Origin of the sequence: Actinomadura rupiterrae (assembly GCF_024172125.1) — a bacterium.
Classification (GTDB): domain Bacteria; phylum Actinomycetota; class Actinomycetes; order Streptosporangiales; family Streptosporangiaceae; genus Spirillospora; species Spirillospora rupiterrae.
Window position 1 is genome coordinate 458834 of record NZ_JAMZEA010000008.1, and the last position, 24954, is coordinate 483787.

Here is a 24954-nt window from a genome sequence, read left to right on the forward strand (position 1 = left end):
GCCGCTCCCAAGCGAGTGCGCCTGCCCAGCTTCGTCAGCCCGAGCGCTCAAATGGGACAAGCCAGGCTCGTCCGGGTCGGAGGGCCTGCGTGCGTCCGGATGTGAGCGCCCCGGCGAAGGTCGGCTCTCCGATGGTCGCGGTCTCCACCTCCGGCCTGGCCTGCGAAGACGCACACCGGTGTGCGGACGAGTGGACCGTGAGCCACCACCCGAATCGACTGTCCGTATTCCTTCCGGGCGTCCACTCCTCGCAGCCCAGAACGACGTCTTCGAGCTTGGGCGGGGCGGACGAGCCCATGCCCGGATGGCCTAGCCGGGTCGGCGATTGGCTGCGTTGGTGCGTCAGATCGGGGCGGCGGTTCGGAGGGGGTTGTCGAGGGCTCGCTTCTCGTAGTCGACGGCGAGATCTTCGGGCATCGCCGCGAAGTCGGTGCAGCGCACGAAGTCGCGCAACGTCGTGCCGGTGCAGGCGGCGTCCACGTTCGGGGCGGTCCGGTGCGTCCGCACGTCGTCCAGGTGGACGGTGCGGAAGTCGATGCTGAAGCGCGTCCGCCCCGAGGTGTTCGGCACGGTCGAGTGGAACTGCGCGCCGGAGAAGATCAGCATGCCGCCCGGTTCGGGAACGACCCGGATCTGCGGATCCAGCTCGACCGATTCCTCGGGCTTGGGCTGCTCGCGGGTGTCCGTGCCGATGTGCTGGGCGGCCGTCTGCCGGCTCGTCCGGTTCCACTCCCCGTAGTCGTACCGCGCGCTGCCGTTCTTGACCGGCCGGTCAAAATACCTGGGGTGGAAGGCCATCGCGTTGTCCGGGACGACCTCGAACACCGGAATCCACCAGTTGACCTGGTTGAACGGCGCCGAGTACCAGCAGTCCCGGTGCGGGTGGAACGCGTAGGAGATGCCGGTCGTGAGGTAGTCGTTGGACGTCGAGGTGCGCAGCCGCGGCACGTCGAAGTAGGTGAGGGACGGGTCGCAGCCCATCTCCTCCAGCAGCGCGGGCAGCAGGATCCGGCAGCGCGGATGGTGGATGAAACGCGGTTTGAGCTCGGCCAGCAGTGCGGCGAACTCGTTGACCTCCATCTCGTGCTGCGCCGTCTCCGGATCGCGGCCCCCGAACGCCTCCGCTACCAGCTCCCGAGCGAACTCGACCAGCGCCCGCGACGCCGGCGTCGCCGAGTAGACGAACAGCTCCCCCTGGAAGAGCATCCCCCGTCGTGTGTCGTCGTCCATCGCGGCGTTGGAGAAGACTGAAGTCACCGCAACACGCCCCCTTGCCCCCGTACACCATCGTTCCGGACGAATAGTGGCTCAGGCGCTGACAAATTTCTGCTCTGCGGCCGGGAAATGACCAGAACAGGACATCGAAGCCACCACTTCGACCCTTCGAACGTCCGGAACGTCCAGCCCGACCTGCGCCATCGAACATCCAGAACCACAGCGCCACCGTCAGGACTCCGAACTACTCAACCTCCCGAGACCACCAAGCCTCCCGAACGTAATTACGTCCCACACCCACCATCCCTTCCGAACTACTGCGGCGGCCCATTCGCAGCCATCCCGTGATTCCTCACATGAATTCGGCCCACCCGAACGATCTCAACGCTGCCCCTGCCGCCCTCCTCCCGAACGCAGCAACAACCGGCACGCCGAACCACACTCACAACCACCCCAGGCAAGCCAACACACCTGGCGCCGGCTGACCCAAGGCACCTGGTTTTTCCGAGGGCCAAGCAAGCAGGCACGCCGATGCGGCCGCTCTGGTCGGCCTCGGCCTCAGCGTCGTTCGGGCCGTCCTCGTCACCACCGTCGCGCAGCAGGCGGCAAGCCTGCAGCTCCTACGGCACAGGCTCCGTCTCCACGACAGCCGAGCCTGCTCGCTGCGTCCACGCGGCTCCGAATGTGCTACTCACACATCCATCAACGCCATCTGCCTAACAGCGCACTCGGTGCACGCTCTCGCATGGCGCGCCTGGCTTGGTAGGCGGTAGGCGAGAACCGGGAACAACTGTTGTCGGGTTCCAGGAACGTTCGGCGACCCGGAGTTGGCTGTGCTCCGTGATGCCGAGTTAAGGGAACGCCAAGGGGACCTACGTGTCGCTGAATGGCTCGGGCGTGCGTCCGGTGTCAGGATCTCGTGGCGCCTGAGATATCACGCCAGGGGTAGGATAAGGATGGATGGCGGGGCGTCCGTTCTCATTTGAGGGCTCGTCTTCGGAGTCGTCCGAACTGGCTCGGAGGGACAGCGTGCGGAGCCAGGTCAGGCCGATGGCGGAGATCGCGATCAGCCCGGCCCAGTCCAGTAGGGCGATCAGATGTCCCTGCTCAGGGGTGGCTTCCGGGAGGTAGCCACGGTCGATCATCCCGGCCTGCCAGGCGTCTCCAGTGAGCCGGAGCGTCACTGCGATGGCGATGCCATGCATGGAATCCCAAAGGGCGTGCAGGAGTGAGACTCCGAGCCATGTCAGGATGACTGCTCCGCTGATGTGGAGTCGCTGCCGTCTGCGCGACGCTGAGAAAAGGACTCCGCCTACGATCGCCGTCCACAATCCATGTCCGACCGGTGAGAGCAACCCTCGGAGAATCTCGGTCTCCACCATTGCGCGGATGCTCAGTCCGTGCACAGTGAACAGCGCGTTCGCCGCATATCCAGCGCTCTCGAACGCCGCGAATCCGAACCCGACCGTCGCGCCGAGGACCAAGCCGTCCCGTGTCGTCCGGACGTGGAGCCGGTGCGCTACATACATGAGCGCGGCGAGCTTGGCCGCCTCCTCGATCAGCCCGACACCCACGTACATCCATGGCGACGGATGCAGCAGGTAAGTCTCCAGCAGCGACGCCCCGAGCAGCCCGAGCACGCCGCCCACGACGAATGCCCGGAACAGGTACGGGACGGTGATCTCGCCCGACGTCCCATGCTCGTAGGCCCACACGACGAACGCCATCGGCACTGCGAAGCTGCCCAGCAGAACGATCGTCGGCACCAGGTTCGAGTTCGCGGTGATCCCGGTGACCACCACGCTCGCCACCCACAGCGCCAGTCCCGAACCTAGAACCCGCAGCCAGGACCGCCTGTTCGCAGCTCCCGCCCGCGAGACGAACCCAACTCCCCCGACCCCCATAGCCGCGATTTACCCCCACGCCTTCCAGCCCAACCAGCCGCGTCCCAGCGCACGGCAGCGCCCGCGCCATGCGCCGCGGAGCCCCCGAGCTACGCGCGGCCCACGCCACCGTCCCGATGCCTCACCCAGCAGAACAATCCGACCGACCACCCGGCGTTCGGTCACTCCGGCAGCCCAGTGCGGGCCCCCCATCCGAAGCCGTCGCGTGCGTCGGCCGTTTCCGGAAGCATTCACGCGCCGGTGTAGCCCGACCTCCGCCACGGCTGGATCAGAGGCCGCCGGTTCATGCGCTGGTGCAGCTCAACCTCGGCCATGTCTGATTTGGGGCCGCCGGTTGCGCTGCAGGGCAGGCGAAGGGGGCTGCCGCCTTGTGCAGCCACCCGAGCCCGCCTCGTGTCGTTACAGCCGAGTCAGGCCGTGGGGCCGGACGCGTGGGGCCGGGCGGCTCAGGCCAGCCGTGGCACGGCCTCCCCTGGCCTGCCGCCACGAAGGGCCGACTGCAGGCCAGCACCGAAGGTAGGCCTGGGGAAATGCAGCTCCCGCCGAGGTCCGTGCGCTGCCGGGCGAGGTCGATGCGGCTGCCGGGAGCAGGTCCATGCGGCTCCGGCGCGGAGGTCTATGCGGCTCCGGCGCGGAGGTCTATGCGGCTCCTGTGCGGAGGTCTATGCGGCTCCTGTGCGGAGGTCTATGCGGCTCCTGTGCGGAGGTCTACGCGGCTCCTGTGCGGAGGTCTACGCAGCTCCTGTGCGGAAGGTGTTTCGGTAAGCGGACGGGGACGTGCACATGATGCGGGTGAAGTGGTGGCGGAAGGTGGCCGGGCTGTCAAAGCCGACGGCGGCGGCGATCTTCTCCACGGGGGTGGTGCCGTTCTCCAGGTGGGGCAGGCTCGCCATGATCCGCTGGTGCAGGACCCAGCGGAGCGGGCTCGTGCCGGTCTGCCGGTTGAAGTGGCGGATGAAGGTCCGGGGCGCGAGGCAGGCGACCCGTGCCAGCTCGGCGATCGTCAGCGGACTGGTGAGGTTGGCCAAGGCATGGTCCATCGCGCGGGCGATCGCGTCGTCGGCGGCCGGCTCAGGGACTGCGGCCGCGACGAACTGGGCCTGGCCACCGTCCCTGTGCGGCGGGACGACGAGCCGCCGCGCGACGGCGTTCGCTACCCGCGCCCCGTGGTCCTTGCGGACGAGATGCAGGCACAGATCGAGGACCGCCGCACTACCCGCACCGGTGATCACGTCGTCGCCGTCCACGTACAGCACGTCCGGCGTGACGTCGATCTCCGGATACCGGCGGCGCAGCAGGTCGGCGTAGAGCCAGTGCGTCGTGGCGGAGCGTCCGTCGAGTAGTCCGGCGGCGGCCAGGGCGAACGCTCCGGAGCAGTTCGAGACCACCCGCGCGCCGCGAGCGTGCGCCGTCCGAAGCGCGTCCACGACAGGAGCAGGGACTTCGCCCCTGACGTCGGGCACCGCAACGACGATCACGGTGTCGGCGGCGGCGAACTCCTCCAGACCGTGATCGGGCGTCATCGTGAGCCCACCGACCATCCGCAACGGCTCGCGATCCAGCCCGCAGACCTGCAGCTCGTACCAGGGCACGTCCAGCTCGGGCCGGGGCAGCCCGAACACTTCGACGACCGCGCCCAGCTCGAACGGCGCCATCCCATCGAAGACGAGCACCGCAACGCGGTGCCGACGCCCCACAGCAACCTCGATCATGGCCAGATCTTAACGCTCAGCGGCGTTCTTGCCACTGTCGCGGCGATCGCAGACCGGCGACCATTTCCCTGTGAGCAGCGACAACACCGTCCCGCTGCTCGCCAGCCGCTCAGTTCGTCCGAAGCAACATCGACCTCCAATCCATCACCAGCTCTTGATCACCCCAGCGGCTCGGCCTCGACCACGGCCCACCATGTCAAGCTCAAGACGAACGTCACGCCCAAGACGAACCGAGCACAAGCCGCGTGGGCCAGACCAAGCGAACGGCTCGCCGCCAGGAGCCACCGGCACGGGCCGCCGGCCCGGGCCCTCGGCGAATGCCCCTGGCCGGAGCATCAGCCGATGCCCGTCAGCCAGACCACAGCGAAGTTCTGACCTTGTAGAACGCAGTTAGGAGACCTCCTTTGAGCGTGAGTGAGATCCAGATCGAGGACGCGGCCGTGCGGTACTTTGCCGCGCGGCTGGCCTTCGAGACCGACCCCTCGGACCTTTTCGCCCAGATGCAGGACGGGACAGAGAAGATCGTCGTGGTCGACTCGCGGGCTCGCGAGGCCTGGGACATGGGACACGTCGCGGGAGCCGTGCACATGCCCCGGGCCGAGATCGCCGCTCGTCACGAGGAACTCCTCGATCGGGACGTGCCCGTAGTCGTCTACTGCTGGGGGCCCGGCTGCAACGGCGGGGTGAGGGCCGCTCTGGAGCTGTCCCGGCTCGGCTACAGGGTCAAGGAGATGATCGGCGGCTTCGAGTACTGGGCGCGCGAGGGGTACCCGGTCGAGGCCGCCGCCGGTGTCAGCCGTCGTGCTCCCGACCCGTTGACCGCCCCGGTCGCCGGCATCACCTGCGCCTGCTAAGCCGCGCCGAACCCTGAACATCGAATCCCGGACCCTGAACATCGAATCCCGGACCTCGACCCGGCTCCGGACCTCGACCCCGAACCTCGGGCCCGACAGATCACCCCCCCCTTCCGCTGTCGGGCGAAGAAGATGATCTCCTTCGCCTGGATTCCTTCCTCCGGCGTCACTGATCAATCCGTGCGTCGGCTCGGCGGTGCCGACGAACGGATGGCCGCGCCTGTGCCCCGTGTCACCCCCCCAGCGAACGAGGGGCACAGGCGCGGTTGTGACGTGATCACTTCGACCTCACCTGCCGATGGCGGGCTCGGTGCAGGACCACCCGTCCATCGTCGGCGCGGCTCCGAACACGCCGCCACCCGACGGCCAACCTGTGGATAACTTCCCGACAGCCTTGCCGTCCCCATACGCAGAACGCGCACAAGCGAGCCACCCCCACTGGCCAACTGCAGGCCACATCACCGTGCACGTCTGGGCCACCCCACATGCGGGCCACATCACCGGCCACGGACGGAGCGCACCGCCGACCCACGCCACCACGCAGCTGGCCGACGCGCGGAATCCACGCCGTTCCGCACACGGGAGGGCGCCGTCCCGCTCACGGAACCGATGCCGTCCCCCGCGCGGGCGCACGAACGTCCGCGGGCGGAAACAGTGCCGCCAAAGGCTCCCCACGCGGCGCGGCGCGCCTCCTTCATGGACCCCTACAGACCAGGGCGAAGTGGCCTGTGCGACAAAGGCGGCCCTGCAGGATGGGCATAAGCAGGGGGCCTCCCGACGTTAGGATGAACAAATCGCTCTTATGACGCCCGCCCGAACAGTGGCGGCGTCACGACTGGCTCGTCCTTGCAGCGCACGAATCACGGCCGCCTCCCCGGCCTCTGTGGTGCCTCCCGAGACGCGCCCCCTCTCGGAAGGTATTGCGTGACCGACGTTTCTGCTGCCCATGCCCAGTCCACCCCTGCGGAGGACGTCGCGGACACCGCGAGGGCCGAGGCACAACCCGGCTTCGCGGAGCTCGGCCTGCCTGAGCCGCTCGTGGCGGCTCTCGCGCGCCAGGGCATCGAGTCGCCGTTCCCGATCCAGGCCGCGGCCATCCCGGACGTCATGGCAGGCCACGACGTCCTCGGCCGTGGCAAGACCGGCTCCGGCAAGACCCTGGCCTTCGGCCTGCCCATGCTCGCCCGCCTGGAGGGGCGCCGCGCCGAGCCGCGCCGTCCGCTCGGGCTCATCCTCGTGCCCACGCGCGAACTCGCCCAGCAGGTCGTGACCAACCTGGAGCCGCTCGGCCGGTCCCTGGGCCTGCACTTCAAGACCGTCATCGGCCAGACGTCGATGTTCAAGCAGATCGACGCCCTGCGCCGCGGCGTGGAGATCCTCGTCGCCACCCCGGGCCGCCTCAAGGACCTCATGCGCCAGGGGGCCGCGGACCTGTCCGCCCTCGAAATGGTCGTGCTGGACGAGGCGGACCACATGGCCGACATGGGCTTCCTGCCCGACGTCACCGACATCCTCGACGAGGCTCGTCCGGGCGGGCAGCGCCTGCTGTTCTCCGCGACCCTCGACAAGGACGTGGACGTCCTCGTCCAGCGCTACCTGAGCGACCCGGTCACGCACGCGATCGGGCCTGTGGACGAGCCCGTCGACACGATGGACCACCACCTGCTCCTGGTCGCGCCCAAGGAGAAGGCGGCCATCACGGCCGAAATCGCGAACCGTGAGGGCCGGACCATCCTGTTCGCCCGGACCAAGCACGGCGTCGACCGGCTCGCCAAGCAGCTCACCCAGGCGGGTGTGCGGGCGGCCGGACTCCACGGCGGCAAGTCCCAGGGGCTCCGTACGCGCACGATCGCCGAGTTCCACGAGGGCACGTTCGACGTCCTCGTGGCCACGGACGTCGCCGCGCGCGGCATCCACGTCGACAACATCAGCCTCGTCATGCACGTGGACCCGCCCGCGGACCACAAGGACTACATGCACCGTGCCGGACGCACCGCGCGCGCGGGCGAGAAGGGCACCGTCGTCACGCTCGTCCTGCCGCACCAGGTGCGTTCGACCTCGGCGATGACGCGTCGCGCGGGCATCGAGGCGCCCAAGCACCGCGTCACGTCCGGTGACGACGCGCTGATCCGCCTCACGGGCGCGCGCGAGCCGTCCGGCGTGCCGATCGAGGGTCCGGTCATTCCGGAGCGTCCGCGCCGCGAGGCTGGGCGGGGCCGTCGCGGCCGCTTCAACGGTGGTGGCCAGCGTCGTTTCCGCGAGGACGGCGGCCGTCGCCGCGAGTTCGGTGACCGTGAGGGCGGTTCCGGTGGCTACCGCCGGGACTTCGACGGCGACCGCCGTGGCGGTGGCCAGGACGCCCGAGGCGACCGCCGGGACCGCGGCTTCGACGGTAACCGCCGTGGCGGCGAGTCCCGTGGTGAGGGGTTCCGCCGCAACGACGACCGTCGCGACAGCGGCCCCCGCGATGACCGCGGCTTCCGGGACGACCGCCGTGAGGGCGGTTACCGCGGAGACCGGCCGTACAACAACGAGCACCGCGACCGGAACTTCGACGGTGACCGTCGGAACAGCAATTTCTCGGGCGACCGCCGTGAGGGCGGCAGCCGCGCGCCCCGTGGCGACCACGGCTTCTCCGGCGACCGCCGGGGCGCCGCGCCGCGCGGGGCGAGCACGGGCGGCCGTCGCAACGGCAGCGGTTCCTCCTACGGCGGCCCTCGCCGTGAGAGCAACGACCGTCGCCGCGCCCGCTTCAACTAGGCCGTGTTTCAAAGTCCCGGCCCACTGCGCTCGCCTAGCGGCTCGCTCCGTGACCGTGCCTGGGCGAACGCGGCATCGCTTCGCGATCAGCGCGGTGCCGCTCGCCTCCGGCGTCGCGGCACCGCACTGGTCACGCGTTCGCGCGCATGGCCGAGGCCACTTCGAAACAAGCCCTAGGCGCCGCACGCTCATCTGAGCATCCTGGACGGGCCGCTGACACCACACGGTGTCAGCGGCCCGTCCGTCTTTGTTGCTTAGGAGAATGCCGCCTGCGCCGAAGTTATCCACAGAACGACGTTCGGTTTCTGTGGGTGCGGCCCGGCGCCGAGGATGGATCCCGTCAGTCGTCGGGGCCGGTGTCCGCCGGTCCCGGAGCGAGGCGGAAGGTGATCAGGGCATGCCATATGGAAGCGGGATCGCAGGGCAATGCCGTCGTGAGCGGCGGCCGATCGTCCAGCTGCGGGACGAGTCGGAGGCGGACGTCAGCCGGCTTCTCTGTGGGCCTGCCCGGGGGCGGCGTTGCGGAGCTTGTCCTGGAGGAGTTGCAGTCCTTCCATCCCGTCCAGGGAGAGCGCCGCCAGTTCGTCCAGGGAGATGAGCGGCTGGTTCCGGAGCGGGGGCTGCCAGCCTTCGGCGGGGGTGTAGCTGCGGAGCACCTTGGCGGGCACGCCGCCGATCACGGAGTGGTCGGGGAACTCGCCCCGGACCACGGCGCCGCCGGCCACGGCCACGTTCCGGCCGAGCTTGGTGCCGGGGAGGATGATCGCGCCGGTGCCGATCCAGCAGCCGGAGCCGATCACCACCGGGTTGTTCTCGGGCCACTGGCGCCCGACCGGCATGTCCAGGTCGCTGTAGGTGTGGTTCTGGTCGGTGATGTAGACGTTCGGGCCGGTGAAGACGTCGTCGCCGATCTCGATGGACTGGTGCCCGACGATGTGGGTGCCGCGCCCGAGCGAGCAGCTGCCGCCGATCTTCACGATCACGTCGGGACCCAGGTCCAGGCCGGGCACGAAACCCGCGGAGATCGTGACGTGCGTGCCGACCAGGGTGTGGTCGCCGATGGAGATCCACGGCTCGCCGTAGATCGTCCCGACCGGGAAGCCGATGCACACGCCCTCGCCCAGGTAGGCGAAGCGCCGCCGCCCGTGCGTCTCGGGTGTGATCTCGCCGTGCCGCTGGACCCACTCCCAGCCGCGCTGCACGGCTGTGTGCAGGCCCTGCCGGGCCTTGCGCTTGAGGAGCCCGGTGAGCTGCTGCCCAAGTGGACGCGGAGTCGGCGACATGGCGCCACCGTACCGGTTGGTAGGAACCCCCGGACCGCCAACCCAGAACGCGATTCGGCCCCACCGGCCCCAACACCGCAACAACTCAAGAGCGGAACCGCCCAGAACCACCAGCCGCAAGCCCCCCCAGCCACAGGCATGCCGGGCCGCAGGGACCCCGGGATCCAGGGGCACCCATGCCGGAGAGCGCCGGAACCCGGGGGTACCGGGCTGCGAGGGTGCCGAGCTGCAGGGGCGCTGAGCCGCAGTGGCGCTGAGCCGCAGTGGCGCTGAGCGGTAGGAGCGCCGGGCTCCAGGGGCGCCGGGCTCCTAGGGCGCCGGGCTCCTGGGGCGCCGGGCTCCTGGGGCACCGTGCCGCAGGAGTGCCGGGCCGTAGGAGTGCCGGGCCGTAGGAGTGCCGGGCCGTAGGAGTGCCGGGCCGTAGGAGTGCCGGGCTGTGAGGCCGCAGGTGTGCCGGGCTGTGAGAGCGCCGAGTCGTAGCGGGGCCGGGCCGCGGAGGTGCCGAGCTGCGGGCGTGCCGAGGCGCAGGAGTGGCGGGCCGTGAGAGCGCCGGGGCGCGGAGGTGTCGGGCGGCCAGGGTGCCGAGTCGCGGGGGTGTCGAGTCGCGCGGGGTGCCGGGTCGCGAGGGTGCCGGGCCGCGAGCCCCGACCGCAGGAGTGCCGGGCCGCGAGAGTGCCGGGCTCCAGGGGCGCCGGACTCCAAGGGGCGCCGGACTCCAAGGGGCGCCGGGCTCCTGGAGTGCCGGACTCCAAGAGGTGCCGGGCTCCTGGAGTGCCAGGCTGCGGGAGGGCCAGGCTGCGGGAGCGCTGGCCGCGGGACAAACCCATGAACCCGCACACACCTTGCCACCCATGCGGCCGCACGCACCGCGCCACCTCATGCGGCCGCGCGCACCGCGCCTCAGCTTCCGCCGGGCAGCCTGTTTCGGCAGTGGGCTGGTTGGGGGGGTGCGTGGAAGAAGGACCCGGCCTTGTTGGTCGGGTCCCTCTTCGGTGGTCGGCGTGCGCGCGGGTTCAGCTGCTCTTGGACGGCACGTGGTCGGCGTGCTGGGCGTCGGCCGGTTCGGCGGTCGACTCGTCCGTCATCATCTGGACCGTCTGTGCCGCGTTGCGCCGGGTGAGCACGACACCGGCCACGCAGGCCGCCGTCGCTCCCGCCAGCATGGCGACCATCACGCTGCGCGCTCGGCGGCGGCGGCGTGGCGGCTCGACCCGGTGGGCCGTGTCGGACAACATGGAGCTCACTCGTGGGCCCAGATCCGTCTCGACATACCTGGCCGCCTGCTTCAGCCGCGGGGCGCTCCAGCCCCGGGCGGCCAGCACACGCTCGGCTGCGACGACACGGCTCTGGCGCGCCGCCGGGCCGATCCGCTCTGCCGCCACCGAGGCGCCACCCCGGCAAGCCGACAGGCCTTGACGGAATGCCACCTGTGCACGGTCCAGCCGCGAGCCGACATCCTGGCGCGGCTTCCGGCGGATACTCATCTTTAGGGACACGCTAACCTCCCTGTTTGCGAGGTCCTGTCAGGCAGCCTTCCCCTGCAGCGGGAGGTAAACCCTGGAAGAGTGATCAAGGCGTGACTCAGGGTAGACAGGAGTGCGCCTCGCGAAACGAGCCTTGACCAGCTCAGACGCAAGCATCTCGACGAGGAGGCGGCCCGCGTGGCTGAGGAAATCTTTGCGACGCTGAACACCAACAAGGGCAAGATCGTGGCCCAGCTGTTCCCGGACAAGGCGCCCGAGACGGTGGCCAACTTCGTCGGCCTGGCGGACGGCTCCAAGCCGTGGCGGCACCCCGAGACCGGCGAGGACAAGACCGGCACCTCGCTCTACGCCGGGACGATCTTCCACCGGGTGATCGACGGCTTCATGATCCAGGGCGGCGACCCGCTCGGCCGCGGCACCGGCGGCCCGGGCTACGAGTTCAAGGACGAGTTCCACCCCGACCTCAAGTTCGACCGGCCGTACCTGCTGGCCATGGCGAACGCCGGCCCCGGCACCAACGGCTCGCAGTTCTTCATCACCACCAACGTGCAGAACACCCGGCACCTGACCGGGCGGCACACGATCTTCGGCAAGGTGATCGAGGGCACGGGCGTCGTGGACGACATCGTCTCGGTCGAGACCGGTCAGATGGACCGTCCGAAGCAGGATGTCGTCATCGAGTCGGTGACGATCGAGCGGCGCCAGTCGTAAGACTAGGTAGGGGAGACGGACCCGGTCCGGACGGACCGGGCTCGTCCCCCAGCCAGACCGGTCCGCGGGCGGACCGGCCCCGCCGCAGCCAGGCCCACGGAGCCGCCACCATGAGCACCGACCAGCAACCCGCCCCAGAGGCGCCGGTCCCGACCTGCTACCGGCATCCGCGCAGGGAGGCCCACCTCCGCTGCACCCGCTGCGACCGGCACATCTGCCCCGACTGCATGCGGGACGCGTCGGTCGGCCACCAGTGCCCGGAGTGCGTCGCGGAAGGCAACCGGACGGCCCGCAGGCCGCGTGCGGCGATCCCCCGGCGCTCGTCCGACCAGCCCGTGGTCACGTACGCGCTGATCGCGGTGTGCGTGCTGGCCTACGTCGGCGAGATCGCCTCGAAGCGGGTCGTCCCGGACCTGATGATGCTCGGCGCCTGGACACGCCCGGACGGGACGCTCACCGCAGGCGTCCTCGACGGCGAGTGGTACCGGCTGATCACCTCGATGTTCCTGCACCAGGAGCCGAGCGGCGGCGGCTTCGGCTTCGCGCACATCCTGCTGAACATGTGGGCGCTGTACGTGCTGGGCCCGCCGCTGGAGATGGCGCTGGGCCGCGCGCGCTTCCTGTCGCTCTACCTGCTGTCCGGCCTGGGCGGCAACGTCCTGCTCCTGCTCGTCGCGCCCTACACCGGCGCGGTCGGCGCGTCCGGTGCGATCTTCGGCCTCTTCGGCGCCTTCTTCGTCGTCGCGCGCCGCAGCGGCGCCCCCACCGCCCCGATCCTGTTCCTGCTCGCCATCAACCTGATCTTCACCTTCTCGGTGAGCAGCATCTCCTGGGAGGGCCACGTCGGCGGACTCCTGACCGGCCTGGCCGTCGCCTTCGTCTACGCGTACGCCCCCGTCGCCCGCCGCCGCTGGATGCACATCGCCGCCCCCCTGGCCGTCCTCGCCCTCTTCATCGCCCTCATCGTCATCAAGGCCGCCACCTTCACCGCCAACCCCGGCAACGGCCTGACCTGACACCCAGCGCCCAGGCCCCTCCAATCCCCCAGCCCCGCCCGCGGCCGGGATGCGTCCAGCTGAAACGCGCGCCAGCGGAACGCGCCATCAACGCCAGCGGCAGGCTGACCTGAATCCTCGGCATCCAGGGTCCCCACTTCAGCCCGAGCCCGGCGCCCGAGCGCCTCGCGCGCGACGGCGCCGTCTTCGCCAGCGCCGTCACCTTCCCGCCCAGCCATCCCGCTCATTTGGGCCGTCCAGACGGGATAGGCGATGCGGCGCATCCCCGGCGAGCTGCTTTCGCTGGGCTTGTCGCTGTGGTTCATCGCGGGGCTGAGCGCGAAGAACGCGCAGCGCCGCGCCCCCGCTTTCCAGCGCCGCATGGTTGGTGACGTGGCTGAGGTTGTGGCTGCTTGGCGTCGCGCGTTCCAGCTGATGCCGTGGGGGCGGCGGTTCGTGTTGTGTGGGGCTGGGGGTGCCGGTTGTCAGGGGTGTGGGTGGCGGTTTTGTGCGTGCGGGTGGCCTGGTTGGGGCGCGAGGGGATGGGTTTGGGCATGGGTGGGGGCCGCGGCTCGGGTGGGAGACGCGGCTGGTGGGGAGGCCTGGGGACGGGTTTCGGGGTTATCCCCAGCCTGTGGAAAACTTTCGTGGATTCAGGTAGCGGGGAAGTGGGTAAGCGTCAGCGCCACTTGGTGGAGAGGCCGACTCCCAGGATGATCGCGACGAAGCCGATCAGCAGGTTCCAGCTCTTCAGACCGGTCATCAGGGGTACGTCGACGCCGGTGGCGGCGGTGACGTAGTAGACGGCGATCCAGGCGAGGCCGACCAGCCAGAGCGCCACCATCGTGGGCGCGAGCCAGCGAGGGCTGACCTCGGGCGCCTTGGACTTCTGCGGCGGCGTGTAGACGGCCTTCTTGCGCACTTTGGACTTGGCCACGGTGGGTTCTGTCTCCTCGGGCGGGTCGGCCGGCGCACCGGTCCGCGCATGGGTGGTTTGTCGGTTAGCGTAGTCGCTGGTGAGCAGCGTACGGCGTCGAGCGTGGGGAAGCATCATCCCAGCTCTCACGGTCCTTGCGGGAGCCCTGTTCGCGGCGAGCGCGAGCACGGCCCGCGGCACCGACCTGCGCGACACCGGACGGACCCGGATCACCGAGCTCATCACCGCCGAACAGCGCCGCACGCTGGGCGAACGCGCCCGCTACGACCGGCTGCGGCACGAGGTGGACGGGCTGTCGCGGGCCGCCGGACGCGCCGACGCGCGGGTCAACCAGGCCCAGGGTGACGCCGACAGGCTCGCCGGGCGCGTCGGGATGACGCCGGTCGGCGGCGACGGCGTGAAGGTCGTCCTGGACGATGCGCCGCGCGGAACGGCTCCGACCGGGGCGAGTCCGGACGACCTGGTCGTCCACCAGGCGGACGTGCAGGCCGTCGTGAACGCGCTGTGGGCGGGCGGCGCGCGGGGCATGCAAATTATGGACCAACGTGTGATCGGCACCAGCGCCGTCCGGTGCGTGGGCAATACGCTGATCCTCCAGGGGGTGGTGTACTCGCCGCCGTTCCGGATCACCGCCGTCGGCGACCCGGACCGGCTCCGCGCCGCGCTGGACGCCTCCCCCGCGATCACGGTGTACCGGCGGTACGTCCGCGCGTACGGCCTCGGCTGGTCGGTGCGGACGCTCCGGCGGGTGACCCTGCCCGCCTACACCGGGAACGTGACGATGAAGCACGCCACGGTGCCGCCGGACGCGGGCGACGACACGCCCGGGAGCCGGCCCCCGGGCTGACATGGCGGTGGGAAGGGGGCACGGCGGTGCGGGTGCTGATCCGCGGGCTGGGCGAGCTGTGCATCACCGCGGGCCTGGTGCTGCTGCTGTTCGTGACCTACGAGCTGTGGGGGACGGGCCGCTACACCCACGAGCAGCAGGACAAGCTCGGCAAGGAGATGATGCGTACCTGGGCGTCCGGGCCGTCCGGCGGGAAGGTGACGACCGAGCGCGTGAAGCTCGGCAAGGGCCTGGCGATGATCCGGATCCCGAAGTTCGGCTCGTCCTACCACTACGTCGTGATCGAGGGCGTCTCGCTGGACGACCTGCGCAAGGGCCCCGGCCACTACCCCGGCACGCAGCTGCCCGGCGAGGTCGGCAACTTCGTCGTGTCCGGGCACCGGACGACCTACTCCGCGCCGTTCAACCGGATCGGCGAGCTGAAGCCGGGCGACGAGATCGACGTCGACACGCGGGACGGCAAGTACGTCTACAAGGTCACCACGCGCCGCGTCGTGGACCCGACGGACGTCCAGGTCACCGCGCCCGTGCCGTTCCATCCGGGGGAGCGCGCCAGCAAGCGGATGATCACCCTCACCACCTGCCACCCGATGTACTCGGCGGCCGAGCGCCTGATCGTCTTCGGCGAGCTTTCCGCCCAGTACCCCCGCGTCACCGGAAAGTAGGAGGACCAGGGCATGTACGCGCTGATCTGGCGGCTGCTCCCCGGCGGATGGCAGACGAAGACCGCCATCGCCGCCGGCCTCGTCCTCCTGGCGGCCGTGATCCTCTGGTACCTCGTCTTCCCCTGGGCCGAACCCAAGATCCAGTTCGACCACGGCGTCATGAACGGCAACCCCGCCACCACCACCCCGGCCCCCACCCCACCCGGCCCCTGAACACCACCCGCACGCCCAAACCCCGCACCGAACCGCCCCGCGGCGCGCAACACCCCGAAGGACCCTGCACGCCGCGCGAGGTAGTGCCTCCTCGCCCCGCGCGCTGCGCCCGCGCCTGTGCGCTGCGCCTGCGCGCTGCGCCCGCGCTTGCGTGCTGCGCCCGTGCGGCGCGCCGAAGCGGCCCTGCGCGGCGCGCGACGGAGTGGTCGCTCGCCCGGCGCGCTCGAACGGCTCCGCGCCGCGCGCCGGTGGGCCATGTGCGCGGCGCGTCGGAGGGCCGTGCGCGCGGGGCGGCGCCGGGCTGTGTGCGCTGTGCGCTGGAGTGGGCGGGGGGCTTGCTCGCTGGATCGGACGCGGGTTGAAAGGGGGGTTCGGAGTGGTGGGTGAAGGTGGGGTTGCGGGCCCCGCGGCCTGGGGGAGGACGCGGGGAGCGCGGGGGGTGTGGGTTAGCGGAGGCGGTGCCAGGGGCCGGGGTGGTAGGTGCCGCGGCGGTCGATGGTGCCGCCGCGGGCGACCAGCCACTCGGCGCCGAGGCTGACCAGGGACGAGCAGACCGTCGAGCCGACGCCGCGGTGGTTCACGGCGTTGACGTACAGGATGGTCGGGGTGCCGGGCTCCTTCAGGGCGACGGTCATCCGGACGGCGCGTCCGTCAGGGCGGACGTCGCGGGCGCAGATCTTCAGCTTCAGGTACTCGTGGCCCATGCCGCGCGGCGGTCCCCAGTAGCCGTAACCGGTCAGCCCCCGCACGTCGTCGTACCGGAACGCGCCGTAACCGGGCACGGCGGCGCCGGAGAGGACGAGCGGAACGCCGGGCAGGAGCGCGAGGAAATGCATCGCGGAAACCTTTCGATCTCGGAGGGGTGCCGAGAGATTACGCTCCGCATACGGGCGTTCGCCGCCGTTCGTCAACTTGTGGGGATAGCGGGGAGAATGGAGGGGTGCGTGTTCTGGTCGTGGACAATCACGACAGCTTCGTCTTCACGATCGTCCAGTACCTGCGGGAGCTGGGCGCCGACTGCCGGGTGGCCGAACGCGAGGACGTCTCCCCCGAGGACGCCCGCGAGGCGGACGGCGTCCTCATCAGCCCTGGTCCGGGGCATCCGGCGGACGCCGGGGTCAGCCTCGACCTGGTCTGGGACGCCGTGGAGCGCGGCATCCCGCTGCTCGGCGTCTGCCTGGGCCATCAGGCGATCGGGCACGTCTTCGGCGCGACGGTCGGTCACGCGCCCGAGATCGTCCACGGGGAGACGAGCCAGATCGAGAACGATGGCAGGGGCGTCTTCGCGGGCCTGCCGAGCCCGTTCACGGCCACGCGGTACCACTCCCTGGCCGTCCGTCCCGAGACCGTGCCGCAGGACGTCCTGGAGGTGACCGCGCGCACCCCGGACGGCGTCGTGATGGGGCTCCGGCACCGGACGGCCCCGGTCGAGGGCGTTCAGTTCCACCCCGAATCGGTGCTGTCCGCATGTGGACACGCACTTCTCCGGAATTGGCTCCTCACCTGCGCAGAGTCCGGTTGACCAGCCCCCGAGGGGTTTGCACGGAAAATTCGGAGTGACGCATGTAACGCCGATACCTCCGGGTACGAAGACACTAGCGAGAGGGCTTCCGCCATTGCCCCCGAGTGGCGGAGGCCCTCTCCCATGTCCGCACCCCGCCCGGATGTCCGCACCCCGCCCGGACGCCGCCACCGCGCAGCGCAGGGGCGAAGGCCCCGGTACCGCACCGCGCGGACGTCCGCACCCACCGCACGAGCGCCGACACCGCACCGCATGGACGTCCGTGCCCGGCGCACCGGCTCCAGCGCGCGGTAGTCACGACCCCAGGCAAGGACGAAGGCGCGCGGCAGGCCCAACCCCACCGGCAAGGGGAAGGCCCGGGCCCTCATAGTGAGGGGCCGGGCCTTCCGTGGGCGTCAGGGTTGCTGGCCGGGGGGTGGCTGGTTCTGGTCCGGGGGCGGGGAGGTCGCCGGGGGCTGCGCCTTCGGCGTGACGATGATCGTCACGGACGAGCCGGACGGGAGCTTGGTGCCCGGCGCCGGGCTGACGTTCCACACCGCGCCCGGCGGGATGGTCGCGTCCGGCGACGGCTGCTCCTGGACGACGCAGGTCAGGTGCAGCGCGCGGAGTCGCTTGCAGGCCACGTCGCGCGGCAGGCGCTGCAGGTTCGGCACCGCGATGTCCTGCGGCCCGGTGGAGACGTACAGGGTGACCTGGGAGTTCGGGTCGACCTGCTCGCCGGCCTTCGGGTCGGTCTTGACGGCCATGCCCTGCTGGACGTCGTTGGACGGGATCCGCTGGATGTCGACCTTGAAGCCGCGGCCCTCCAGGGCCTGCTTCGCGTCGCCCTCCGGCTGGCTGGCGACGTCCGGGACCTCCACCTTCTTCGGCGGCTCCGGCCCCTTGGACACGACCAGCGTGACCGCTGCGCCCTTCTTCAGCGACGTGCCCTCGGCGGGGTCGGCCTTGATGACCTTCCCCTTGTCGACGTCGTTGCTGAACTCCTTCTTGGTCTCCGGCGCGAGCGCGAGGCCCTGGTCCTTGATCGCCTTGGTGGCGTCCTCGACCGTCATGTTGGCGACCGTGGGCACCTTGACGGTGTCGCTGCCGCCGCCCGGCGCGAGCAGCCAGCCGACCAGCGCGGCGACCGCGAGCACGGCCACCACCGCGGCGATCCACGCGGCCGCCTTGCCGCCGCCGCCCCCGCCGCGATGGTCGCGGTCGTAGTCGGCGTCCTGCCGGTAGTCGCCGTACTGGACGGGCGCCAGGTCGTAGTTGTCGGGCCGCTGGACCTGCGTCGCGCCCATCACCTGCGTGTGCTGCGGCTGCTGGACGGCCGTCGGCGCGGCGCCCATCATCATCGTGGACGCGGCGGTCGACGACACCGGCTGCCCGTGCAGGGCCCGCTGGATCTCCTGCCGGAACTCGGCGGCGTTCTGGTACCGGTTCGCCGCGTCCTTCGCCATCGCCTTGAGAACGATCGCGTCCGCCCACTGCGGGATGTCCGGATCGATCTGGGACGGCGGGGTCGGCTCCTCCCGGACGTGCTGGTAGGCGATCGCGACCGGGGAGTCGCCGGTGAACGGCGGCCGCCCGGTCAGCAGCTCGTACAGCACGCAGCCGGTGGAGTAGATGTCGCTGCGGGCGTCCACCCGCTCGCCCCGCGCCTGCTCGGGCGACAGGTACTGCGCGGTGCCGATGACCTGCGCGGTCTGGGTCATCGTGGACGCCGAGTCGGCCATCGCGCGGGCGATGCCGAAGTCCATCACCTTGACCTCGTGCTGCCGGGTCAGCATCACGTTGGCCGGCTTGATGTCGCGGTGCACGATCCCGCCGCGGTGGCTGTAGTCCAGCGCGCGCAGGATCCCGTCGGTGATCTCCAGGGCCTTCTGCGGCATCAGCGCGCGGTTCTCGCGCAGCAGGTCGCGCAGCGTCGAACCGTCCACGTACTCCATGACGATGTACGGGATCGGGGTGTCGCCGACGGCGTCCTCGCCGGTGTCGTAGACGGCGATCACCGACGGGTGGTTCAGGGACGCGGCGGACTGCGCCTCGCGCCGGAACCGGGCCTGGAACGTGGGGTCGCGGGCCAGGTCCGGACGCAGGGTCTTGACCGCGACGATCCGGTCGAGCCGCAGGTCACGGGCACGGTAGACCTCGGCCATGCCGCCGCGCCCGATCACGGAGTCGAGCTCGTAGCGGCCGCCGAGCAGCCGAGGTTGACTCATCTGCGCACATTCCCTCGAACGTCGTCACCCTGTCCCCCGAACCTAGCCGCCCGCCGCGCGGACGCGGCGGAGCCGGGCTCGGAGTTGACGGAGTCGTGGCGCGCCCGGTCCCGTCCGCCCCGGCCATCGGGCCGGTGCGCCCGGACCGGTCCGCCTCGGCCGCTCGGCCGGTGCGCCCGGTCCGTGCCGGGACGTTCCCCGGCGCGGCGGAGGCATGCCCCGTCCTGGCTCCCCGTGAGGGTACCCGTGCTCACTTCTTCATCACCGCCTGCATGATGGCGGCCGCGATGGGGCCGGCGCCGTGCGCGCCGTCCCCGGTGCCCTCGCTGACCACGGCGAACGCGTACCGCGGGTGGTCGGCCGGGCCGAACCCGACGAACCAGCGGGCGTTGGGGTTGCCGCCGCCCTGCTCGGCGGTGCCGGTCTTGCCGGCGATGTCGTCGCCCTGGAGGTTCTTCGCGGTGCCCTCGGACACCACGGCGCGCATCATGTCGCGGAGCTGGCTCGCCGTGTCCGACTTGATGGGCTGCGCGAAGACCTGCGGGTTGGCCTTGTAGACCTCGGACTGGTCCTTGGCGGTGGCGCGCTGCACCACGTACGGCTTCATGATCTTGCCGCCGTTGGCCACGGCCTGCGCGACCATCGCCATCTGCAGCGGGGTGGCGCGAACGTTCTCCTGGCCGATGCCGGAGCGGGCCGTGCCGTCCTTGCCGGTCGGGATGGACTTGCCGGTCTGCAGGTCGTTGATCGCGATCGGCACTTCGCTCTTGGCCGCCTTCATCAGCGGCTCGACCTGGACGTTCTGCCCGAAACCGAACTTGGACGCGCCCTCGTTGAGCTTGTTGATCGTGAGGTCGAGCGCCATCTTGCCGAACGTGGTGTTGCAGGACTCGGCGAACGCGCCCTTCAGCGACGCGGTGCCCGCGCAGCTGCCGCCGTCGTGCGAGTTCGGCAGCAGCTGGCCCGACTCGGGGAGCCGCAGCTGGCCGGACTCGACCTGGGAGTTCTCGTTCAGGCCGAGGTTCTCCATGCCGAGCGCGGCGACGACGATCTTGAAGGACGAGCCGGGCGGGAAGGTCTGGCTCATCGCGTTGTCGATCAGCGGCTTGATCGTGCCGGGCGCCTTGTCCAGCTCGTTCAGCCGCTTCATGCCCTTCTCGCCGAGCTGCGGCGCGACCTCGTTCGGGTCGAAGGTCGAGTTGGACGCCAGCACTTTGATCGCGCCGGTCTTGATGTCGACGACCGCCGCGGCCGAGCGCCGCTCCGTGTCGCTGTTGAGGCGCTCGTAGGCGACCCGCTGCGCCCTCGGGTCGATGGTGAGGTCGACGTTGCCGCCCTCGGGCTTCTTGCCGATGAACTGGTCGAACCAGCGCTGGTGGGTGATCTTCTTGTCGGTGCCCGCGAGCAGGCTGTTGTAGGCCAGCTCGACCTTGGACGCGCTGCCGTTGAAGTACCCGGTGACCGGCGAGAAGTCCTTGCCGTCCTTGTAGTTGCGGCCGTACTTGGGGCTGTCCTTGCCGGTCGGGGTGGACCAGGCGAGCACCTCGCCGCCCGCGGTGATCTGCCCCCGCGGGTTGTTGAACACGTCGGCGATCTTGCGCGTGTTGTTCGGGTCGTTCCGCAGCTTGTCGGCCTCGCTGCCCTGCACGTAGTTCACCTGGGCCATCAGCCCGAAGAACAGCAGCAGGGCGAACACGGCGACCCGCCGGACCGGCTTGTCCATGTTCACGACGCGGCGTCTCCTCGCTGGGGGGCTTGGGGGCTACGGCAGGTCATCGCAGGCTCACGATCTGGGTCATGCCCTCGTCCTGGATGGCCTGCGGGGCGGGCTTGCGGGCGTCGTGGCTCATCCTGACCAGGATCGCGATCAGGATCCAGTTCGCCATCAGCGACGACCCGCCCTGGGACAGGAACGGCGTGGTCAGACCGGTCAGCGGGATGAGCCGGGTCACACCGCCGACGATCACGAACACCTGCAGCGCCAGGACGAACGAGACACCGCCCGCGAACAGCTTGAGGTACGGGTCGCGCGCCGCGACGGCCGTCTTCATACCGCGCTGGACGATCAGGGCGTACATCAGCAGCAGCGTCATCAGGCCCGTGAGCCCGAGCTCCTCGCCCATCGAGTCGAAGATGAAGTCGCTGAACGACAGCGGTGTCAGCCAGGGTTTGCCCTGCCCGAGCCCGGTGCCGAGCACGCTGCCCTGGCCGAGCGCGAACATGCCCTTCATCAGCTGCGCGCTGTCGGAGTACTCGCCGCCCATCTTCGTGCAGGCCCACCAGCCCGGCCCGACGAGGCGGGTCTGCATCGCGGTCGCCTTCTGCCCGGCGGCCTCCTGCTGCTGGGCCTTGGCCTCCAGCGTGACCTTGGCCTGCTTGAAGATGTCGGTGTTCGGGTTGACCGGGACGACCTTGCCGTTGTGCATCAGGCAGCCGCCGTCGAAGTACGGCTTGGGGTTCTGCCAGATGTCGATGCGCTGGTTCACGTGCTGCATGAACGGCAGCAGCGTGACCACGAACACCGCGAGCGCCAGCAGCCCGACACCGATCATCACCCAGGAGACCCGCTGCGTCGCGATGTACAGCATCGACACGAACAGGCCGAAGTACAGCAGCGCGGTGCCGAGGTCCTTCTGCATGAACAGCACGCCGAGGCAGAACAGCCAGATGACCACGATCGGGCCGAGGTCGCGGGCGCGCGGCAGTGACAGCGGGCCGATCTTCTTGCCGATCAGCGACATCGCCTGCCGCTTGTTCACCAGGTAGCCGGCGAAGAAGGCGACCAGCATCAGCTTGGCGAACTCGCCCGGCTGCACCGAGAACCCGCCGACGCTGATCCACACCCGCGCGCCGTTGATCTCCGCGCCGACACCCGGCACGATCGGCAGCAGCAGCATGATGATCGCGCCGAGACCGATCATGTAGGTGTAGCGCTGCGCGGTCTTCGGGGTGAACGACAGCTTGGCGTCCGGCTTGCTGGTGTCGCGCATGATCGCGATCGCGACGACGAACAGCGCGATCCCGACGAAGGTCCATATCAGCTGGCCCGGGGCGTCCGCCGCGTCCTTGAGCACCTTCTTGCCGGCGATCTCGGCGGCCTTGTGGTCCGCCGAGGTGTCCAGGTCCAGCCGGTAGATCATGGCCATGCCGATGCCGTTCAGCGCCACCGCCAATGGCAGCAGCAACGGGTCGGCGAACGGCGCGAACCGCAGCTGAACCGCGTACGCGATCAGCGCCATCACGACCAGGCCGCCGCCGTAGCCGAACAGCCCGCCCGGGATCGAGCCGTCCCGGGCCAGGCCGACCTCGGCGAACGCGGCGAGCGTCAGCACCATCGCGAACACCAGCAGCGCCAGCGAGGCCGCGTTGCGGCGCTGGTACGGGATCTGCGCCCTGATCTGCTCCCCGAGTGCGTGCATGCGCTACGACCTGCCCCTCGACGGCGCGGGACAGTCCTTGATCGCCGGGTGCGGGCCGTGGCACTGGCCCACCCGCTCGGTCAGGTCGGCGATCTTCTTCTCCGCCAGGTCCACGCCGATGAAGGAGTACTTCCCGTCCCGGACGTTGTTCAGGTCGGACGTCGGCAGCTCGGTCAGCGGGATCGTCCCCGCCTGGACGGTCTTGGGCGCGCAGTCGTTCTGGTCGACGCCGAACCGGATCGCCACCTTGCCGCCCTCGTCGCGCAGGCTGTACTTGCACACGGCCTTGGCCAGGTCGTCCAGCGCGCCGGGGCCCTTCACCGTGTACTTGGCGCGGACGGCCTGGGCGCGGTCCTGCGGCAGGTCCGACACCTTGATCGGCGGGTTCGGCTGCCGGTCGGCCTTGCGGGACAGGCTGATCAGCGGCACCTTCTGCGTCGTCCCGCGGTACAGCACGACGGTGCCGTTCTGCTCGCCGACGTAGTAGCCGCTGCGCGCGGTCTGCACGAAGAACACCCCGCCGCCGACGACGGCGACGACGAACACTCCGGCCACGACGACCAGCCACAGCCAGCGGCGCGGGCCGCGGCTCGCGCGCTTGGCGGCGCGGCGCTCGCGGCGTCCGGCGGGCTGGTACTCCTGCTCGGCGGCCGCGTACGGCTGCTCCTGGTAGCGCGGGTCGGGGACGGTCGCCTGCGGGCCGGTGCCGTGCGGCCCGGCCTGACCGCCCGGATGGTGCGGCATCGGCGGCGGCATCTCGTCCACCGCGACGGGCTGCTGCGGCATCGTGTCGCGCAGCTGCGCCGCGCGGCTCGCCGGCGTGTCGCCCGGACCCGCCGGGCCGCCGGGCATGCCGGGGCCGCCGGGCGCGTTCGGGTCGCCCGGAACCTGCGGCGGGGCCGCGTTCGCAGCCGCTCCGACGGCCCGTCCGGGGCCGGGGGGCGGGGGCTGGTTGCCGAGCTCCACCACGTCCGCGCAGACGCAGGTGATGTTGTCGGGGCCGCCGCCCCGGTTCGCCAGGTCGATCAGCTGCCGGACGGCCTGGTCCGGCTCGTCCGCCTCGGTCAGCACCTGGAAGATCGTCTCCGCGGTGACCACCGTGGACAGGCCGTCCGAGCACAGCAGGTAGCGGTCGCCCGGCCGCGCCTCGCGCAGCGACAGGTCCGGGTCGATCTCGCCCCGGCCGTCCATCGCGCGCAGCAGCAGCGAGCGCTGCGGGTGCGAGGCGGCCTCGTCCGGGCTGATCCGGCCCTCGTCGACCAGCGACTGCACCAGCGTGTGGTCGTGCGTGATCTGGAACAGGCTGCCGTCGCGCAGCAGGTAGGCGCGCGAGTCGCCGATGTGCACCAGCGCGATCTGGTTGCCCGCCCACAGCATCGCGGTGAGCGTCGTCCCCATGCCCTGCAGCGCCGGGTCGGACTCGACGATGCGGTGCAGGTTCTCGTTCGCGGTCTTGACCGTGTGCTCGAGCGCGGCCAGCAGCTCGGCGGCGGGCATCGCCTTGTCGAGCTTGCGGATCTCGGAGATCGCGGCGGCGCTGGCGATCTCCCCGCCGACGTGGCCGCCCATCCCGTCCGCGACGGCGAGCAGGTGCGCGCCCGCGTAGCCGGAGTCCTCGTTGCCCTCGCGCAGCATGCCCACGTCGGACCGGGCGGCGTAGTGGATTCCCAGAGTCATTTGCGCAGCTCGATCACGGTCTTGCCGATACGGATCGGGACGCCCGGCGGCACCGGCATCGGCCGGGTCACCTTGGTGCGCCCCAGATAGGTCCCATTGGTCGAACCGAGATCTTCCACGATCCACTGACCGTCCTGCGCGTAAAGCCGGGCATGTCGGCTCGAAGCGTAGTCGTCGGTCACGATGAGCGTGGAGTCATTCGCCCGGCCGATGGTGATCGGGACGCCGGTGAGGTCGATGACGGTTCCGGTCCGCTCGCCCTGCACGACCACCAGCTTGGACGGCCCCCCGCCGCCCCGCTGGCCCCCACGTGGCGGCGGCCCCTGTGGAGCGCCCTGCGGCGCCCCCTGCGGTGGCCGCGCGGCGGCCTTGGGCGGGCGCTGCTGGACGGCCCGCGCGGCGCGGTTCGCCGCGCGGGAGGCTGCCTTCGTCGCGGCCTTCGACCCGAAGAGGTCGGCGCGGATCACTCCGACGGCCGCGATGACGAACAGCCAGAGCACCGCGAGGAACGCCAGCTTGATCAGCGTGAGGGTGAAGTCGGACATCGGA

At 70.5% G+C, this 24954-nt stretch carries 20 protein-coding genes; 8 read left to right on the top strand and 12 right to left on the bottom strand.

Features of this window, described 5'->3' with window-relative positions; translation table 11 throughout:
- Nucleotides 1-342: 342 nt before the first annotated feature.
- The 3 genes from FHU30_RS29575 to FHU30_RS29585 form a co-directional block, all read right to left on the bottom strand.
- Nucleotides 343-1257, bottom strand: a complete 915-nt coding sequence (locus FHU30_RS29575; RefSeq protein ID WP_253880220.1) for a phytanoyl-CoA dioxygenase family protein — start codon at nucleotides 1255-1257, stop codon at nucleotides 343-345.
- An 830-nt stretch (nucleotides 1258-2087) separates the two neighbouring features.
- Nucleotides 2088-3017, bottom strand: a complete 930-nt coding sequence (locus tag FHU30_RS29580; RefSeq protein ID WP_253880221.1) for a PrsW family intramembrane metalloprotease — start codon at nucleotides 3015-3017, stop codon at nucleotides 2088-2090.
- Between the two features lie 833 nt (nucleotides 3018-3850).
- Nucleotides 3851-4831, bottom strand: coding sequence for a helix-turn-helix domain-containing protein (locus FHU30_RS29585; RefSeq protein ID WP_253880228.1), 981 nt, complete (start codon nucleotides 4829-4831; stop codon nucleotides 3851-3853).
- Between the two features lie 410 nt (nucleotides 4832-5241).
- Here FHU30_RS29585 and FHU30_RS29590 point away from each other — a divergent pair, with 410 nt between their 5' ends.
- Together FHU30_RS29590 and FHU30_RS29595 are read left to right on the top strand one after the other, a co-directional pair.
- Nucleotides 5242-5685, top strand: coding sequence for a rhodanese-like domain-containing protein (locus FHU30_RS29590; RefSeq protein ID WP_253880230.1), 444 nt, complete (start codon nucleotides 5242-5244; stop codon nucleotides 5683-5685).
- Nucleotides 5686-6609: 924 nt separating this feature from the next.
- Nucleotides 6610-8445 carry a DEAD/DEAH box helicase gene (locus FHU30_RS29595; protein WP_308211421.1) on the top strand — a complete coding sequence of 612 codons (1836 nt, stop codon included), beginning with the start codon at nucleotides 6610-6612 and terminating at the stop codon, nucleotides 8443-8445.
- Between the two features lie 482 nt (nucleotides 8446-8927).
- On the opposite strand, the gene FHU30_RS29600 is transcribed toward FHU30_RS29595, so the two are convergent.
- On the bottom strand, nucleotides 8928-9728 hold the full coding sequence (locus FHU30_RS29600; protein ID WP_253880232.1) for an acyltransferase: 801 nt from the start codon (nucleotides 9726-9728) through the stop codon (nucleotides 8928-8930).
- A gap of 1013 nt (nucleotides 9729-10741) precedes the next feature.
- Complete coding sequence (locus tag FHU30_RS29605) at nucleotides 10742-11224, bottom strand: hypothetical protein (RefSeq protein WP_253880233.1); 483 nt, start codon at nucleotides 11222-11224, stop codon at nucleotides 10742-10744.
- Between the two features lie 165 nt (nucleotides 11225-11389).
- On the opposite strand from FHU30_RS29605, the gene FHU30_RS29610 reads away from it, so the two are divergent.
- Both FHU30_RS29610 and FHU30_RS29615 read left to right on the top strand, forming a co-directional pair.
- Nucleotides 11390-11923, top strand: coding sequence for a peptidylprolyl isomerase (locus FHU30_RS29610; protein WP_253880234.1), 534 nt, complete (start codon nucleotides 11390-11392; stop codon nucleotides 11921-11923).
- 110 nt (nucleotides 11924-12033) lie between these two features.
- Complete coding sequence (locus FHU30_RS29615) at nucleotides 12034-12939, top strand: rhomboid family intramembrane serine protease (RefSeq protein ID WP_253880235.1); 906 nt, start codon at nucleotides 12034-12036, stop codon at nucleotides 12937-12939.
- A 658-nt stretch (nucleotides 12940-13597) separates the two neighbouring features.
- Here the strand turns inward: FHU30_RS29615 and FHU30_RS29620 are convergent.
- On the bottom strand, nucleotides 13598-13855 hold the full coding sequence (locus tag FHU30_RS29620; protein ID WP_253880236.1) for a cell division protein CrgA: 258 nt from the start codon (nucleotides 13853-13855) through the stop codon (nucleotides 13598-13600).
- A 79-nt stretch (nucleotides 13856-13934) separates the two neighbouring features.
- On the opposite strand from FHU30_RS29620, the gene FHU30_RS29625 reads away from it, so the two are divergent.
- Genes FHU30_RS29625 through FHU30_RS29635 form a run of 3 tightly spaced genes read left to right on the top strand, consistent with a single transcriptional unit; the run spans nucleotide 13935 to nucleotide 15580 of the window.
- Nucleotides 13935-14702 carry a DUF881 domain-containing protein gene (locus tag FHU30_RS29625; protein ID WP_253880237.1) on the top strand — a complete coding sequence of 256 codons (768 nt, stop codon included), beginning with the start codon at nucleotides 13935-13937 and terminating at the stop codon, nucleotides 14700-14702.
- Nucleotides 14703-14728: 26 nt separating this feature from the next.
- Nucleotides 14729-15367, top strand: coding sequence for a class E sortase (locus FHU30_RS29630; protein WP_253880238.1), 639 nt, complete (start codon nucleotides 14729-14731; stop codon nucleotides 15365-15367).
- A gap of 12 nt (nucleotides 15368-15379) precedes the next feature.
- A complete protein-coding gene (locus FHU30_RS29635) occupies nucleotides 15380-15580 on the top strand; it encodes a hypothetical protein (protein WP_253880240.1) in 201 nt (66 codons plus the stop codon).
- Between the two features lie 446 nt (nucleotides 15581-16026).
- Here FHU30_RS29635 and FHU30_RS29640 read toward each other — a convergent pair whose 3' ends face one another.
- Nucleotides 16027-16416, bottom strand: coding sequence for a hypothetical protein (locus FHU30_RS29640; protein ID WP_253880242.1), 390 nt, complete (start codon nucleotides 16414-16416; stop codon nucleotides 16027-16029).
- A gap of 104 nt (nucleotides 16417-16520) precedes the next feature.
- On the opposite strand from FHU30_RS29640, the gene FHU30_RS29645 reads away from it, so the two are divergent.
- Complete coding sequence (locus tag FHU30_RS29645; RefSeq protein WP_253880243.1) at nucleotides 16521-17102, top strand: anthranilate synthase component II; 582 nt, start codon at nucleotides 16521-16523, stop codon at nucleotides 17100-17102.
- A 395-nt stretch (nucleotides 17103-17497) separates the two neighbouring features.
- On the opposite strand, the gene pknB is transcribed toward FHU30_RS29645, so the two are convergent.
- The 5 genes from pknB to FHU30_RS29670 all read right to left on the bottom strand — a co-directional run bounded on the left by pknB (nucleotide 17498) and on the right by FHU30_RS29670 (nucleotide 24950).
- A complete protein-coding gene (pknB, locus tag FHU30_RS29650; RefSeq protein WP_253880245.1) occupies nucleotides 17498-19309 on the bottom strand; it encodes a Stk1 family PASTA domain-containing Ser/Thr kinase in 1812 nt (603 codons plus the stop codon).
- Nucleotides 19310-19559: 250 nt separating this feature from the next.
- A complete protein-coding gene (locus FHU30_RS29655) occupies nucleotides 19560-21032 on the bottom strand; it encodes a peptidoglycan D,D-transpeptidase FtsI family protein (RefSeq protein ID WP_253880373.1) in 1473 nt (490 codons plus the stop codon).
- 49 nt (nucleotides 21033-21081) lie between these two features.
- Nucleotides 21082-22728 (bottom strand): FtsW/RodA/SpoVE family cell cycle protein, encoded by a 1647-nt coding sequence (locus FHU30_RS29660; RefSeq protein WP_253880247.1) that lies wholly within the window; start codon nucleotides 22726-22728, stop codon nucleotides 21082-21084.
- 3 nt (nucleotides 22729-22731) lie between these two features.
- Nucleotides 22732-24405, bottom strand: coding sequence for a Stp1/IreP family PP2C-type Ser/Thr phosphatase (locus tag FHU30_RS29665; RefSeq protein ID WP_253880249.1), 1674 nt, complete (start codon nucleotides 24403-24405; stop codon nucleotides 22732-22734).
- Nucleotides 24402-24950 carry an FHA domain-containing protein FhaB/FipA gene (locus tag FHU30_RS29670; RefSeq protein WP_253880250.1) on the bottom strand — a complete coding sequence of 183 codons (549 nt, stop codon included), beginning with the start codon at nucleotides 24948-24950 and terminating at the stop codon, nucleotides 24402-24404. Before FHU30_RS29670 ends, FHU30_RS29665 begins: the two co-directional genes overlap by 4 nt.
- Nucleotides 24951-24954: the final 4 nt, after the last annotated feature.